The organism is Anaerobutyricum hallii, from assembly GCF_900209925.1.
Taxonomy (GTDB): Bacteria; Bacillota; Clostridia; order Lachnospirales; family Lachnospiraceae; genus Anaerobutyricum; species Anaerobutyricum soehngenii.
Genome location: NZ_LT907978.1, coordinates 1,674,105 through 1,686,285 on the forward strand (window position 1 = coordinate 1,674,105; position 12,181 = coordinate 1,686,285).

General features: G+C 39.3%; 15 protein-coding genes and 2 pseudogenes. 10 read left to right on the forward strand and 7 right to left on the reverse strand.

The genetic code is table 11. The annotated features are described in order from the left end of the window. Nucleotides 1-142: 142 nt before the first annotated feature. The 4 genes and pseudogenes from EHLA_RS07585 to EHLA_RS16085 form a co-directional block, all read left to right on the forward strand. A pseudogene (locus tag EHLA_RS07585) lies at nucleotides 143-1,282 on the forward strand (IS4 family transposase); the annotation flags it as partial. Nucleotides 1,283-1,371: 89 nt separating this feature from the next. After that, nucleotides 1,372-1,719, forward strand: coding sequence for a transposase (locus EHLA_RS16610; RefSeq protein WP_229097941.1), 348 nt, complete (start codon nucleotides 1,372-1,374; stop codon nucleotides 1,717-1,719). Further along, a complete protein-coding gene (locus tag EHLA_RS07590; protein WP_242970654.1) occupies nucleotides 1,709-2,527 on the forward strand; it encodes an IS3 family transposase in 819 nt (272 codons plus the stop codon). The genes EHLA_RS16610 and EHLA_RS07590 overlap by 11 nt, the downstream gene beginning before the upstream one ends. A 121-nt stretch (nucleotides 2,528-2,648) precedes the next feature. Continuing rightward, nucleotides 2,649-2,888 (forward strand): annotated as a pseudogene (locus tag EHLA_RS16085) (IS4 family transposase); the annotation flags it as partial. 332 nt (nucleotides 2,889-3,220) lie between these two features. Here the strand turns inward: EHLA_RS16085 and EHLA_RS07595 are convergent. From EHLA_RS07595 to EHLA_RS07625, 7 genes are all read right to left on the reverse strand, one after another. Then, the gene (locus tag EHLA_RS07595) at nucleotides 3,221-4,612 is read right to left on the reverse strand and encodes a tyrosine-type recombinase/integrase (RefSeq protein WP_173854274.1); all 1,392 of its coding nucleotides are present in this window, start codon (nucleotides 4,610-4,612) and stop codon (nucleotides 3,221-3,223) included. A gap of 1 nt (nucleotide 4,613) precedes the next feature. Continuing rightward, on the reverse strand, nucleotides 4,614-5,603 hold the full coding sequence (locus EHLA_RS07600; protein WP_096240083.1) for a helix-turn-helix domain-containing protein: 990 nt from the start codon (nucleotides 5,601-5,603) through the stop codon (nucleotides 4,614-4,616). 118 nt (nucleotides 5,604-5,721) lie between these two features. After that, the gene (locus tag EHLA_RS07605) at nucleotides 5,722-5,898 is read right to left on the reverse strand and encodes a helix-turn-helix domain-containing protein (protein ID WP_003864535.1); all 177 of its coding nucleotides are present in this window, start codon (nucleotides 5,896-5,898) and stop codon (nucleotides 5,722-5,724) included. A 264-nt stretch (nucleotides 5,899-6,162) separates the two neighbouring features. Then, nucleotides 6,163-6,486 carry an LPS biosynthesis protein gene (locus EHLA_RS07610; RefSeq protein ID WP_096240085.1) on the reverse strand — a complete coding sequence of 108 codons (324 nt, stop codon included), beginning with the start codon at nucleotides 6,484-6,486 and terminating at the stop codon, nucleotides 6,163-6,165. 92 nt (nucleotides 6,487-6,578) lie between these two features. Beyond that, nucleotides 6,579-7,106: an LPXTG cell wall anchor domain-containing protein gene (locus EHLA_RS07615; RefSeq protein ID WP_096240087.1), complete on the reverse strand. Its 528-nt coding sequence runs from the start codon at nucleotides 7,104-7,106 to the stop codon at nucleotides 6,579-6,581. A gap of 110 nt (nucleotides 7,107-7,216) precedes the next feature. Then, nucleotides 7,217-7,594, reverse strand: coding sequence for an SdpI family protein (locus EHLA_RS07620; RefSeq protein ID WP_003864540.1), 378 nt, complete (start codon nucleotides 7,592-7,594; stop codon nucleotides 7,217-7,219). 31 nt (nucleotides 7,595-7,625) lie between these two features. Beyond that, nucleotides 7,626-8,051 carry a GNAT family N-acetyltransferase gene (locus EHLA_RS07625; protein WP_054705468.1) on the reverse strand — a complete coding sequence of 142 codons (426 nt, stop codon included), beginning with the start codon at nucleotides 8,049-8,051 and terminating at the stop codon, nucleotides 7,626-7,628. Between the two features lie 381 nt (nucleotides 8,052-8,432). Here EHLA_RS07625 and EHLA_RS07630 point away from each other — a divergent pair, with 381 nt between their 5' ends. The 6 genes from EHLA_RS07630 to EHLA_RS07655 are packed head-to-tail and all read left to right on the forward strand — an operon-like array spanning nucleotide 8,433 to nucleotide 12,158. Beyond that, on the forward strand, nucleotides 8,433-8,819 hold the full coding sequence (locus EHLA_RS07630) for a plasmid mobilization protein (RefSeq protein ID WP_096240089.1): 387 nt from the start codon (nucleotides 8,433-8,435) through the stop codon (nucleotides 8,817-8,819). Further along, complete coding sequence (locus EHLA_RS07635; protein ID WP_096240091.1) at nucleotides 8,797-10,350, forward strand: relaxase/mobilization nuclease domain-containing protein; 1,554 nt, start codon at nucleotides 8,797-8,799, stop codon at nucleotides 10,348-10,350. Before EHLA_RS07630 ends, EHLA_RS07635 begins: the two co-directional genes overlap by 23 nt. A gap of 29 nt (nucleotides 10,351-10,379) precedes the next feature. Then, nucleotides 10,380-10,706, forward strand: coding sequence for a hypothetical protein (locus tag EHLA_RS07640; RefSeq protein ID WP_029471619.1), 327 nt, complete (start codon nucleotides 10,380-10,382; stop codon nucleotides 10,704-10,706). Further along, the gene (locus EHLA_RS07645) at nucleotides 10,693-11,472 is read left to right on the forward strand and encodes an FAD-dependent thymidylate synthase (protein ID WP_096240093.1); all 780 of its coding nucleotides are present in this window, start codon (nucleotides 10,693-10,695) and stop codon (nucleotides 11,470-11,472) included. The genes EHLA_RS07640 and EHLA_RS07645 overlap by 14 nt, the downstream gene beginning before the upstream one ends. After that, the gene (locus EHLA_RS07650; protein WP_096240095.1) at nucleotides 11,462-11,875 is read left to right on the forward strand and encodes a dUTP diphosphatase; all 414 of its coding nucleotides are present in this window, start codon (nucleotides 11,462-11,464) and stop codon (nucleotides 11,873-11,875) included. Before EHLA_RS07645 ends, EHLA_RS07650 begins: the two co-directional genes overlap by 11 nt. A 4-nt stretch (nucleotides 11,876-11,879) precedes the next feature. Further along, nucleotides 11,880-12,158, forward strand: a complete 279-nt coding sequence (locus EHLA_RS07655) for a helix-turn-helix domain-containing protein (RefSeq protein ID WP_096240097.1) — start codon at nucleotides 11,880-11,882, stop codon at nucleotides 12,156-12,158. Nucleotides 12,159-12,181: the final 23 nt, after the last annotated feature.

The following is a 12,181-nucleotide window of genomic DNA, read 5'->3' on the forward strand; positions in this document are numbered from 1 at the left end:
ATAATTAACTCAAACTTCCCACACCAATAAGGTGTGCTGAACCTTGAAAATCCAATATTTCAGCCAATAAAAAAGGCATAAATACAATCCTTTGGTATAATGGAATTGTCCAGAAACCAAAATAGAAAAGGAGATTTATGCCATGTCCATTTTAGCACAGAACCATACGGATGAGGTAGCTTTACTTGATTGTATTCAGAAATTTTTTGCAAAGCATCATGTTGGAAAGTTACTGAAGCAATGTAATGGGACCAAGGAGAAAGGTGTTCCTTCCATTTCTCTTCTGAAATACAAACTCGGAAACATCTTCATCGGAAGAAGTATGTATATGCAGCAGCGTACCGGTTCTTTCAAGGAAGATTTCTCTAAAAATACCTTCTATCGCTTTCTGAATTCTGCTAAGACAAACTGGCTTCGTTTTACGTCACTCCTTGCCGCAGACATCGTTAACAATGGGATCAAGGATCTTACCGATGCCTCTCGTAAGAATGTATTCATCATTGATGACAGTCTTTTCAATCGTACCAGTTGTAAAAAAACTGAATTGGGTTCTAAAGTCTTTGACCATACTGGGATGAATTACAAAAAGGGATACCGTATGCTGACACTTAGCTGGAGCGATGGAAATACGCTTATTCCTGTTAATAGCTGTCTTCTTGCTTCGTCAAAGGAATCAAACATCATCGGCCCGGTAAAAGCATTTGATAAGAGAACTCTCGCCGGAAAACGTCGCAAACTTGCCCAGACCAAGGCCCCTGAAGCAATGCTGACACTGCTTGATACAGCCGTTTCTGCCGGATTATCTGCGGAATACGTTCTTTTCGACTCCTGGTTCTCTAATCCTGCTCAGATTACGGCAATCAAGCGCAAAGGAATGGATGTGATTGCCATGATCAAGAAAAGCAGTCGGATCAAGTATACCTACAATGACGAGCAGCTTAACATCAAGGAAATCTATTCTAAGAACAAAAAGCGTCGTGGCAGATCCAAATATCTTCTTTCTGTTGATGTCATCGTAGGAAAAGAAAATCCAATCCCTGCCAAAATCGTATGTGTTCGAAATAAGGCTAATCGTAAGGATTGGCTTGCTTTCATCTGCACTGATACATCTCTTAGCGAAGAAGAAATCATTCGGATTTATGGAAAACGCTGGCAGATTGAAGTTTTCTTCAAAACCTGTAAGTCCATGCTCAACCTGATTGGAGAGTGTCACAGTTTATCTTATGATGCACTAACTGCTCACGTAGCAATTGTGTTTACCAGATATATGCTACTCGCAATATAATGGTCTCATAAATTAAGACACTTTTTCGGACAGTTTTTAATGAATCTGATATACTTAAACCAGTATGAAAGAAAGGATCCATTATCATGTCCAGACAAAGAAGAAATTTTAATGCCAAATTCAAATCAGACCTTGTAATTGAGCTGCTTAAGGGTGAGAAAGATCTCAATACCCTTGCAACTGAAAATAACATCCAACCAAATCTGCTCCGCAACTGGAAAAAAGAGTTCTTGAACAATGCTTCGGTTGTGTTCGACGACAAGCGTGAGGAAAACCTCAAAGAAAAGCTTGCCGAAGAGCGTAAGGAGAAAGCGGAGTATGCCAAAAAGGTTGGTCAGTTAACCATGCAGGTTGACTGGCTCAAAAAAAAATCTGAAGAAATTTGTGGACCTGACTACGAGAGTAAGTTTAGTCCAAAACCTTTTGACGACTAAGGAAATTCCGGCTTCTGTTGGCGCCAGGTTGCTTGACATCAACCGTACAAGCATTTATTACAAGGGTGCCCCTATTTCAGATGAGGAACTGGCCTGCAAAGAGATCATTGATCATCTCCATACAGATAATCCCACTTGGGGCGCAAGACAAATGTCTGCACAGTTAAAAACCCGTGGTTACCAGGTTGGACGCCGCAAGGCAAGACGCTACATGAATGAGATGGATATTTACCCGATTTATCCAAAGATGAATCTTTCCAAGCGAATGCAGCAGGCGAAAGTATGTCCATATCTTCTTCGTAATGCGGTCATAGACAAACCAAATCAGGCATGGTCTATTGACATTACATATATTCCGATCAAGCGCGGATTTCTGTATCTGACAGCCGTGATCGACTGGTATAGCCGTTGTATTGTCGGCTGGGAAGTGGATGACACACTTGATACCAGAATGGTTATCAGTGCCCTGAAAAAAGCTTTCAAAGTGGCAAAACCTCAGATCTTGAATTCAGATCAGGGTTGTCAGTTTACAAGTCAGCAATACATTGACTTTGTAAAGGAAAACGGTATCCGCCAGAGTATGGATGGAAAAAGCCGCTGGGCAGACAACATCATGATTGAGCGCTGGTTCCGCAGCTTCAAGTATGAGGAAGCCTATCTGACACAGTACAACAACATCAGGGAAGCAAGGGCTGCTATCAGACAGTATATCCACACCTACAACTTTGAGCGACGCCATTCTGCACTTGATTACCAAACACCGGCTGAATGCTACTATCCGGCAATGTTGATGCCATATGTAGCTTAGCATATATTGGATCTGGGGAGTGCTCCACTGTTCTCTCCATGTTCCTTGTAACTTGTCCACCATATCAGTTCATTATAAAAATCTTAGATTTTTGTCTTGACAACTGAGCCACTATACAACGGAACAACGGCAGAACGAAGACCAGAGAACGCTGGGAGAGCTATTCTTTTTTCTCGTTGATGAAATGGCAGATATTACTTTCAGCAGATCACTTGGCATCCTGATGGATGCCTTAATGGCGAGCCTTCAGGAAATCCTGAAGCTGAGTGACGAGCAGCTTTCTGCCCTTATTGCTGATTTTGAATCCAGACTGCCAGAATATCTGCGTAATGCACTCCATCCAGGGACTGCGATGGCATAAATTGCTATTTTGTTAGCTGAAATATTGAATTTTCAAGGTGCGAAGCCCATTTGGGGTATGGGAAGTCTTAGTAATTAATATAACGCATACGAGACGGTTTGTCCATGCGTTTTTGACTGGCAAATTTATAGAACTTTCCAGTAACCATTTCTTTTTGACTTATTTGTGTATTCGTTTTAATCATAGCTATTATTACTGCTTCATCTGAATTTAAAGATTCACTTATTGATTCATTTATTGATTCATTTGAAGCTTTATTTGTATTATTATTCCGATACTTATTTCTTATGTCGTTGCGAATCGTTTTTTCACTAAAATTACACTATTTTTCATTACTTCATCGTCTTCGGCAGTGAATTGAGCAATGCCCGCATCTCTGGATTAGCCAACACTTTTGCCAGAAGTTCTGGATCGACTTCATCAGCAACAGGTACATTATTATTTTCCTGCTGTACATGCATCTGTGGATCCAGATTCTTTTTCTCATAAAATGCTTCTTCAAAAAGCTCTGCATTTTTCCTTCTGTCATCATCCAGAATATGAGAGTACACGTCCGTAACCATATTGACCTGAGCATGACCGGAATCCCCCTGTACCGCCTTGATGTCTCCACCATTCAATTTCAGCTTATAAGTAACGCTGCTATGACGAAAACTGTGAAATACAACCGGTGGGAGATTATAGTCCTCGATCAGTTTTTTTAAAGGACCACGTATTGCTCCATCTCCTAGAGGAAGCCCAAAGGTACTTGCCATAACCAGGTTATAGTCCATATATTCATCACCAAGAATTTCTTTCATTTCATCTTGCTCAGCTTTCCAGTCTACTAGCATATTAGCGACACTCTTTGGTAAGAATATCTTACGCACACTACTTTCTGTCTTCGGTGTTTTCAAAATACGGACCGTAGAATTCTTCTTATGATTTGTCGGGAATACCAACAACACATCTTTTCCATCCAATGCATTCAACGATTCTTTTCTTATACGCTGTGATTCTTTGTTGATGAAGACATATGCACGGTTTTCTTCAATTGCCTCAGGAGAAATATCTACACAATCCCAGGTAAGACCAAGCAGCTCACCAAGTCGTAAGGAACATGAAAAGGATAGATTTATTGCAAGCTTTAATCGCTCATCTTCACAGACACTGAGCGCATACATTAATGTATCCGCTGTCCAGATGTCTCTTTTTTGTGATTTATGTTTTGGTACAGTCGCATGGGTGCAAGGATTCTTCTCCATCAACTCCCATTTCACTGCCTGTTCAAAACAGTTTCTAAGCAGCTTATTAATATCCCTGACCGTACTGGAAGATACAAATTCATTTCGACTGGTTTTATTCAATGGATTGATAACTGCACGTCTCTTCAAAAGACTCTGATAATATCTTTCGATGAATCTGGTATTGATCTCTGAGAGTTTCGTATCACCAATGATCGGAAGAATATAGTTATTGATAAGAGAGACATTTCCTTCATATGTAGAAAGCGCCCAGTTTTCTTTGCCATAAAGTGCAACATATTCTGTAATAAGCTCGTCCAGTGTTTTGCATTTACGGACGACAAATGATCCCATCTCTTTTTTATATTCAATTTCTTTTTTTCTTCTCTTTGCTTCGGCTTTCGTTTCATAGGTTTCCCACTTCTGTTTCCTCTCACCTTTTTCATTCGTATAAGAATAGATTACATTAAATTTTCCGTTTCGTTCTCTTATAGATGCCATATTATTGCATGCTCCTTTCCAAATCTCTTTGTTCCATCCAGTCCTCAAATTCATCCCGACAGATCCTTACTCGACTGCCAACTTTTATTACTGTGAACTTCCCTTTATCCGCCCACTTGTTAATCATGCTTCTGCTGACCTTTGCCAGATAGGAAGCTTCATCAAAAGTAAGATATTTTATATTTCCATTGCTTCCTCGTATTCCGGTTTGTGATAATTTCTTCCGCCGGAAATTAGCCAGGGCAATATTCTGTTCCTGTGCAAGTTCTTCATAATCATTCGATGGATCCAGCTTATAACGGTCCTGACCTTCCAGGAATTTTTGAAAACTCTCTTTTGTGATCCTTTTCTTTTCTGCAATCACAATGAATTCAAAAAAATGACTATACTTCGGATTATCAAGAATTGTATATACTGCGCTTCTGGTTGTTCCAAGCAGCTGTGCCATCTCAGGCATCGTAATAGTTGCATTTTCCAAAAGAGCGTCTTTTTTTCTGTCTTCCTTTGTTCGATACCGGGACTGGCTTTTATACCAATTCTGAAAAGATTCTTTTGGTATTCGTTTCCAGTAATCGACAATAACAGCTTCCATTTGATTTTTCTTGAGTAAATCATAAACAAGATATTCATCAACACCCAACAGATCCGCGACTTCCTTAACAGAATAGGACCAGGATTTCAATTCTTTCCCCGGTTCTTCTCCGGTAACTTTATGGTATTTAATCTGATTGGCATACCATTTTTCAAAGCTGGCAATATTGATTCGTATCTTTCCGGCAATCTCTTTAGATTCAAAAACATTTTTATGCACCAGCCAGTATCGATCTGTCTTTTTTAATCCCAGCAGCTTTCCCATTTCCGGCACGGTCATCCAGGTTCTCTTTTGTGTCGGACGCCGTTTGTAAGGACTGTCTTCTGATATCTTTGAAATGATCTCTTCTACATCGTCCATTTCCGGAACTTCTTTTTGTTTCATAATTGCTGTTGCCATTTATTCTTCACTTCCTGTCTTTTTTAGTGTTAGTGTTTTTTCTTATATCATATCTCAAATCCAGATAAAAATTTAGGATGTCGATGCAGACAAAATCTGCCTGATCAACACCCTGTTTTTATTGTTCCAAGTTATCGAGCCAGTCATCGAAACTCTTCTTAGAGATGCGATACTTTCCGCCATCCAACTGGATCCACCGGAATTCCTTTTTCTTTAAAAGGTTATAAATAGTAGGTCTGCTGACTCCTAAGATTTCCTGTAACTCTTGAACTGTATAACATCTTTTTTCTGACATTTCTTTATCCTCTTTTCTTTGAAATATGAAAGAAAAATTATCCCTTCATATAACGAAACGCTCAGAGCATGTTTTACAGTGGTCAAAAGCAAATTTTTTTACTTTTTTCTTACGAGTTTTCTTTAATGCAACTCGTAACATTAGATTTTTACATTTTTCATGAAATTAAGTAAAGAAAAAGAGCATATGGAATTGAATCCATACACTCTATGATTACTGGAACTTTATTTCATTTTTAATTCAACAAACTTGAATTTGACTTGCCTATTTTCTTAAAATCTCATGTGGCGCTTCTATTTCATTTGCCAAGGTATGCTCTGTTAATTCTGACATCAATTTCAATTTTTTATTAATCAATGATCGCATACAATTAGGAACATGTTCCTGATGCGCTCTGTGGATTGCTACACATTCCTTACAGTTTCCGTGATAACGACAGGCTTTCAGGCAAGGACAGTGATCTTTGTCTTTATACTCCTTACGAAATTCCGCTGCAAATTCTTCTTGCAATCTCAGCCCCTCGACACGGTTTCCCTTATGAAATTCTACCATTGCATCCAGTTCTTTCTGGTTCCCTTCAATCTTCATGTTATTATAGCGCCTCCATTTCAACTATTCCTCATTTTCTGATAAATCCCGATTTTTCGTTCTCTGCGACTTCCCAATAAACGGGAAGTTGGTTACTTCTTGTAATTCATTTTCTTACTTAACACCCCAAACAAAGCCAATAAAAATATTCCAATTCCAAGCAATACGCCAGCCACTTTCATTAATTCATTGTTTGTATACCCTGTATCCGGAAGAATCCCATACTTGTAATAAGAATAACTAACATGGTCTGTGGTATATGCAGCTATGGAATCTCCTACATTATATTCCGAATATACAAATCCCGGTACTTGCATTCGCTTGTGATAATCATTCACTTTTCCATTGTTGTAGTAGAAGAAATAATTCTGAGATATCGTATCAACCGAAGCATCTTCAGCCCTTTTACCTGTAATCACAATATCCTCCATATAGTAATCTTCTCCCAGTACCATCTCTTCCATTTGTGTATTAAATGCTTTAGATGTCAAAAGTATATTTATCCAGACTGTAATGAAAGCTATACTTAAAATAATGAAACAAATCCAAAACAAAATTTTCTTTTGATTTCCAGTTAATATTTCTTTTGATTCTTTGTGCTCAACCAATTTATTACTCATTCCATAATACCTCTAAAGTACTTTTTCCTTCTTCCTTCCCTTCGTCCAAGAAGTGTATCTCACTCAAAGAACTCGGTCAATCCCGATTTCTCAGTTTCAAAAAATGGCATTTATCGTCTTGTTCCATTCTTATCAAAATTCTTTTTTAATGCTATTTCTGTTGGGAGAATAGACCCAATTAAAGGAATAAGTTGAACACCACAGATAATTCCTCCTATACTCCCAACACAATCTTCATTTTTTCCAATCACTAAAAGCATGAATATTACTGTTATCGGCAACATAACCATTCCACAGACATACCAGACTTTACCACAATATTTATGAGCAAATTCCCATGTGTCTTTGTTCTTCATAGACATCGAAGTCCGATATCCAAATACTGAATTTATTTCCTTTGGAGCCTTTTTCATAAAATATCTTCCAAAACCAATCATCGTAAAAGGAAGAAGCAAATCCATAATCAACATAAAAATCCAAAACCCCATTGTAAACCTCCTTTACTACAAATCCCGATTTCTATTTTCGTTTCCATAGCATAGTGTACTCTTTTTCACCAGTAGCTTCATCCAAGCCTTCACATTGAATAATGAACGCTTCTCTTTGGTAAAAAGAAATTGCTCTGGCATTCTTCTGGTATACATTTAATCGTAAGCTAACTTTTTTATCCTTAACATAATCTAATAAAAGCTTACCTATGCCACATGACTGCATTTCATCGGAGACAAAAATACCTTCTATATATTTATCATTTAGTCCTACAAATCCTTGTATCATTTTATCTGCTTCAAACACATAAACTTCGTATTGTGACATCATTTCTTTTACTAATTCATAATTACTTTTCCAGTATTGATTGGAAATAAAATAATGTGCTTTCAGATTTGTCTTTAACCATATGTCAGCAACTCTATCGATATCTCCGTTCAGCAACTTTCTAATCATAACAAATTTTCTCCACAACTACATCCTTTATGCTTTTCTCTTTTTTTCATTCTATCACAAGCTCACCATTAATCATCATTTTTTTGATATTTTTTCTTTTCCCCCACTGTAAAACAGTCTCTGAGCGTTTCGTTATATAGAGGGGTACACATACAGAGCAAGATCCACCCATGTTTAACAGTATTGCCGATTGGCATCCTGTCATCCTATGGGATTTATCTTGATGGGGATCTCCCCATACCCTCTTCATAACAGACGTTTCACTTGTCTGTTGGTTCCACCTAAAGGTGTTCACAGCACTACTTCTAATATCGGAAGGGACAGCCGATATTAAAATACGTGACTCCCGGTGGGAGGAATAGTCGTAGCGAAAGGAGGAATATGAGAACAGAAAACAAAGATAAAGAACTAAATCACAGACATTTTGTTGCAGTACGACTGACAGATGTCGAACTCAATTTGCTGGATCAAGGAGCTGCTTGTTTTTCAATCTCACGATCTGAATATCTGAGAAAACTTCTGCTTGAGAAGCAAATCAATCATCAGATTGAAGTTGTTGCAGACATGAACGATCTCAGAAAACTGGTCAGTGAATATGGAAAGATCGGATCGAATCTCAATCAGATCGCCAAGCATTTTAACAGTGGTGGTAGTCAGTCACGTGCTATAGAAAATGAAATCCATCAGTGCATCACTGACTTATTTCAGCTGAGAAAAGAAGTACTGAAACTGGCAGGTGGTATGAATGGCAATCGTAAAGCATATTAAAAGCAGAAATGCAAATTACTCATCTGCTATCAATTATCTTCTGTTTGAACACGATGAGAAAACCGGAAAAAAGATTGTAGATGAATCTGGTCGAAGCATCCTTCGAAAAGAATTTTATATGGATGGGCTGAACTGTGATCCGATGTCTTTTGACAAGGAATGTGAACTGACAAATGCTTATTTTCACAAGAATAAGAAACGTGCAGATATCAAAAGTCACCACTACATTATCAGCTACGATCCAGCCGATGTTACAGAAAATGGACTTACCGGACCAATAGCACAAGCAATCAGTTTGGAACTTGCAAAGCAGATGTTTCCTGGATATCAGGCACTGGTGGTTACTCATACTGACGGTCACAATGAGTCCGGAAATATCCATACCCACATCGTCATAAACAGTGTGAGGAAGACTGCAGTGGAAAGGCAGCCGTATATGGATAAGCCACATGAGGAAGCTGCCGGTTACAAGCATCGTTCCACCGATAAATTCATGAACGCATTCAAGAAAACAGTCATGGAACGGTGTCAACAAGAAGGATTTCACCAGATAGATCTTCTTGTTCCAGCTGAAAGAAAAACTACTCAAAAAGAATATATAGCACAGAAACATGGTCAGCAAAAACTGGATGAAATCAATCAGAAAATTATCGAAGATGGTCTCAAACCAACATCCGCCGTGTTCCTTACACAGAAAGAATATTTGCGAAATGCGATTGATGAATGCGCTGCCACATCCAATAGTTTTGATGAATTCCAATCCAAACTTCTGGAACAATTTCAGATCTCTGTGATTGAGCATCGTGGCAGATACAGCTATCTTCATCCTGATCGACAGAAGCGGATTACTGAACGTGCACTGGGAACACGATATGGAAAAGCACACCTGGAACAGACCTTCTTACGCAAGGATCCATTGGCCATCCTCTATGTCAGATCTCACCTGCGCCTGGTTGTAAATCTCCAGACAAATGTGAAAGCAATGCAGAGCCCAGCCTATGCTCATCGGGTAAAACTTACTAATCTGCAGCAAATGGCAAATACCATTATCTATGTGCAGGAACATGGATTTGATACGCAGTCAGATCTGAAAAATACACTGCTTGCATCAAAGCAGGAACTGAAGGAAATGCAGACACAGTTTGCTCAGCATCGGTCCGATCTAAGGATCCTCAAAGATCAGATCCGTTATACCGGCCAGTACTATGCAAATAAAGAAGTTTATTCCCAATTTTCAAAAGCAAAGTACAAAGGAAAATACCGAAAAGAACATGCGAAGGAAATTCAGAAATATGAAGAAGCCAGAGATTGGCTGAGATCCTTTTATCAGGATGGAAAGATGACAAGCCTAAAAACTCTGACTTTACAAAAAGAAAAACTGCAACAGCAGATAGCTTCCGAAGAAGAAGCAATAAGCAGCTTGAAAGAAAAATTAAAAAATCTGGATACTGCCGATCAGAATGTTGATGCCATTCTTCAGATGCAGATTCCAGAACCAGTGAGATCAAAAACCAAAGATCTCGAACGATAACTATCACAAAACAAAGGAGGAACTATCACATGACACAAGAAGAATTTAATGTTGTATTTGAACTTCAGATGAGAAAATGTGCCGATATTCTGGCACATAAAAAGAAAGAATATACCGGTGACAATATTGATCGCCTCAGTGCATTCAAGATTGCTGCCGCTTTACAGAACTGTGATCCAAAAGCAGCACTGGCTGGTATGATGTCGAAACATGTCGTATCCCTTTACGATATGTGTTATTCCACTCTGTTACATTTTGATATGGAACAGTGGGATGAAAAGATTACAGACTGCATCAATTATCTGATCCTTTTAAAAGCTCTGGTAAAGGAGGAACAGGCCTATGGATCACATTGAAACAGCCATCTTGAACTGCTATGGGATCCGGGAAGCAGAACAGAATATGGTCTTTGCTGCCAGGCTCACACAACACGGTCATACGATCCAGAACATGGCAGATCTGATGGATCTTTACCATCAATCCTACAGTCAGAAGACCGTAGAAAACATTGCAGGACTTCCCCATCCAACAGTACAGAAATTCATGGTCATTACCGTGGCTGTTGTTGGTGCAAGCAGACGCTTCCTGGCACAGATCACAAGGCATCAGAACGAAGTAAAGTACATGAGTGCATCTCTGCAGTACAGCAATTATTCCAGTCATGCTGCATTTGCTATTCCATATGGAATCATGAAAGCAGATAAAGAAATCCAGGATATTTACAAGAAAAGCTGTCAGTCAGATCTGGATCATTATGCAGAGCTTTGTACCTTAGGCATTGATCATGATTCAGCCGGATATGCTACACCTCAGGGACTTCGAAACGTACTGATCATCAGTGCAACACCTTACCAGTGGAAACATATGATCGGCCAGAGAACCTGCAGAAGAAATACGGATGAAACCAGGATCGTGATGCTCTATATCTGGCAAAGATTGTACAAATTAAGCCCGATTCTTTTTGCACCGGATCTGACCGGTCCATTCTGTCAAAGAGGAAGCTGTATGGAAAAACAGATGTCCTGCCAGAATCCTATTTCGAAACTTTGGATGCCGTCAGATATTTTAAAAACTGATTATCCATTGCTCATCAGGAAGGAGGTGAGCAACCATAAAGATTAAACTGATTGACTTTGGTCTGAAAGCAGATCATCATCCCTTCCGGCCACATGAAAATGATGCCGGTGCTGATGTATTCATGCCTTATGATTGCGTATTAAAACCAGGTGAGGTTGCAAGAATTCCACTTGGATTCGGTCTCATCATACCGGATGGATTTGCCGGATATGTCTTTCCACGAAGTAGCATGGCAGCAAAAGGACTGGTATGCGAACTTCCACCGATCGACTCCGGTTACCGTGGTGAGATCCATGCCATTATCAGCAACGTAAGCATATCTTCTCAGACCATTCATAAAGACACACGCGTCGGTCAGCTGGTGATTACACCGGTCGTGATTGCAGACTTTGTCCTGGACCTTGGTGAAGAACGAGGAACCGGGTCATTCGGAAGCACAGGAGAATAATACTATGATTACATTTGGAAGAAAATTAAAACACTTAAGACAGAAAAATCATCTCACCCAGAAAGAACTCGGCATAGCTGTCGGATTTTCTGACAGCTGTGCTGATGTCCGGATTGCTCAGTACGAAAGCGATGTCCGAACACCGAAAGAAGATCTTATGAAACTCTTCGCATCAACACTCGGCGTTCCAGTTGAACTCTTTACCGTACCGGTACTCTCAGAACCCAGGGAGTATGAGGCGGCGGAATATTGGAGGTATGAATTAGGGGCGGAACTAGATTAATTGTCATAATACTGAAATGAGGC

Bases quoted from the DNA above. Each gene is read 5' to 3' on its own strand.
- EHLA_RS07610 (WP_096240085.1), bottom strand. From the start codon at position 6,486: ATGAAGATTGAAGGGAACCAGAAAGAACTGGATGCAATGGTAGAATTT.
- EHLA_RS16610 (WP_229097941.1), top strand. From the start codon at position 1,372: ATGTCCAGACAAAGAAGAAATTTTAATGCCAAATTCAAATCAGACCTT.
- EHLA_RS07600 (WP_096240083.1), bottom strand. From the start codon at position 5,603: ATGGCAACAGCAATTATGAAACAAAAAGAAGTTCCGGAAATGGACGAT.
- EHLA_RS07630 (WP_096240089.1), top strand. From the start codon at position 8,433: ATGAGAACAGAAAACAAAGATAAAGAACTAAATCACAGACATTTTGTT.
- EHLA_RS07605 (WP_003864535.1), bottom strand. From the start codon at position 5,898: ATGTCAGAAAAAAGATGTTATACAGTTCAAGAGTTACAGGAAATCTTA.
- EHLA_RS07640 (WP_029471619.1), top strand. From the start codon at position 10,380: ATGACACAAGAAGAATTTAATGTTGTATTTGAACTTCAGATGAGAAAA.
- EHLA_RS07625 (WP_054705468.1), bottom strand. From the start codon at position 8,051: ATGATTAGAAAGTTGCTGAACGGAGATATCGATAGAGTTGCTGACATA.
- EHLA_RS07635 (WP_096240091.1), top strand. From the start codon at position 8,797: ATGGCAATCGTAAAGCATATTAAAAGCAGAAATGCAAATTACTCATCT.
- EHLA_RS07615 (WP_096240087.1), bottom strand. From the start codon at position 7,106: ATGAGTAATAAATTGGTTGAGCACAAAGAATCAAAAGAAATATTAACT.
- EHLA_RS07655 (WP_096240097.1), top strand. From the start codon at position 11,880: ATGATTACATTTGGAAGAAAATTAAAACACTTAAGACAGAAAAATCAT.
- EHLA_RS07645 (WP_096240093.1), top strand. From the start codon at position 10,693: ATGGATCACATTGAAACAGCCATCTTGAACTGCTATGGGATCCGGGAA.
- EHLA_RS07620 (WP_003864540.1), bottom strand. From the start codon at position 7,594: ATGGGGTTTTGGATTTTTATGTTGATTATGGATTTGCTTCTTCCTTTT.
- EHLA_RS07595 (WP_173854274.1), bottom strand. From the start codon at position 4,612: ATGGCATCTATAAGAGAACGAAACGGAAAATTTAATGTAATCTATTCT.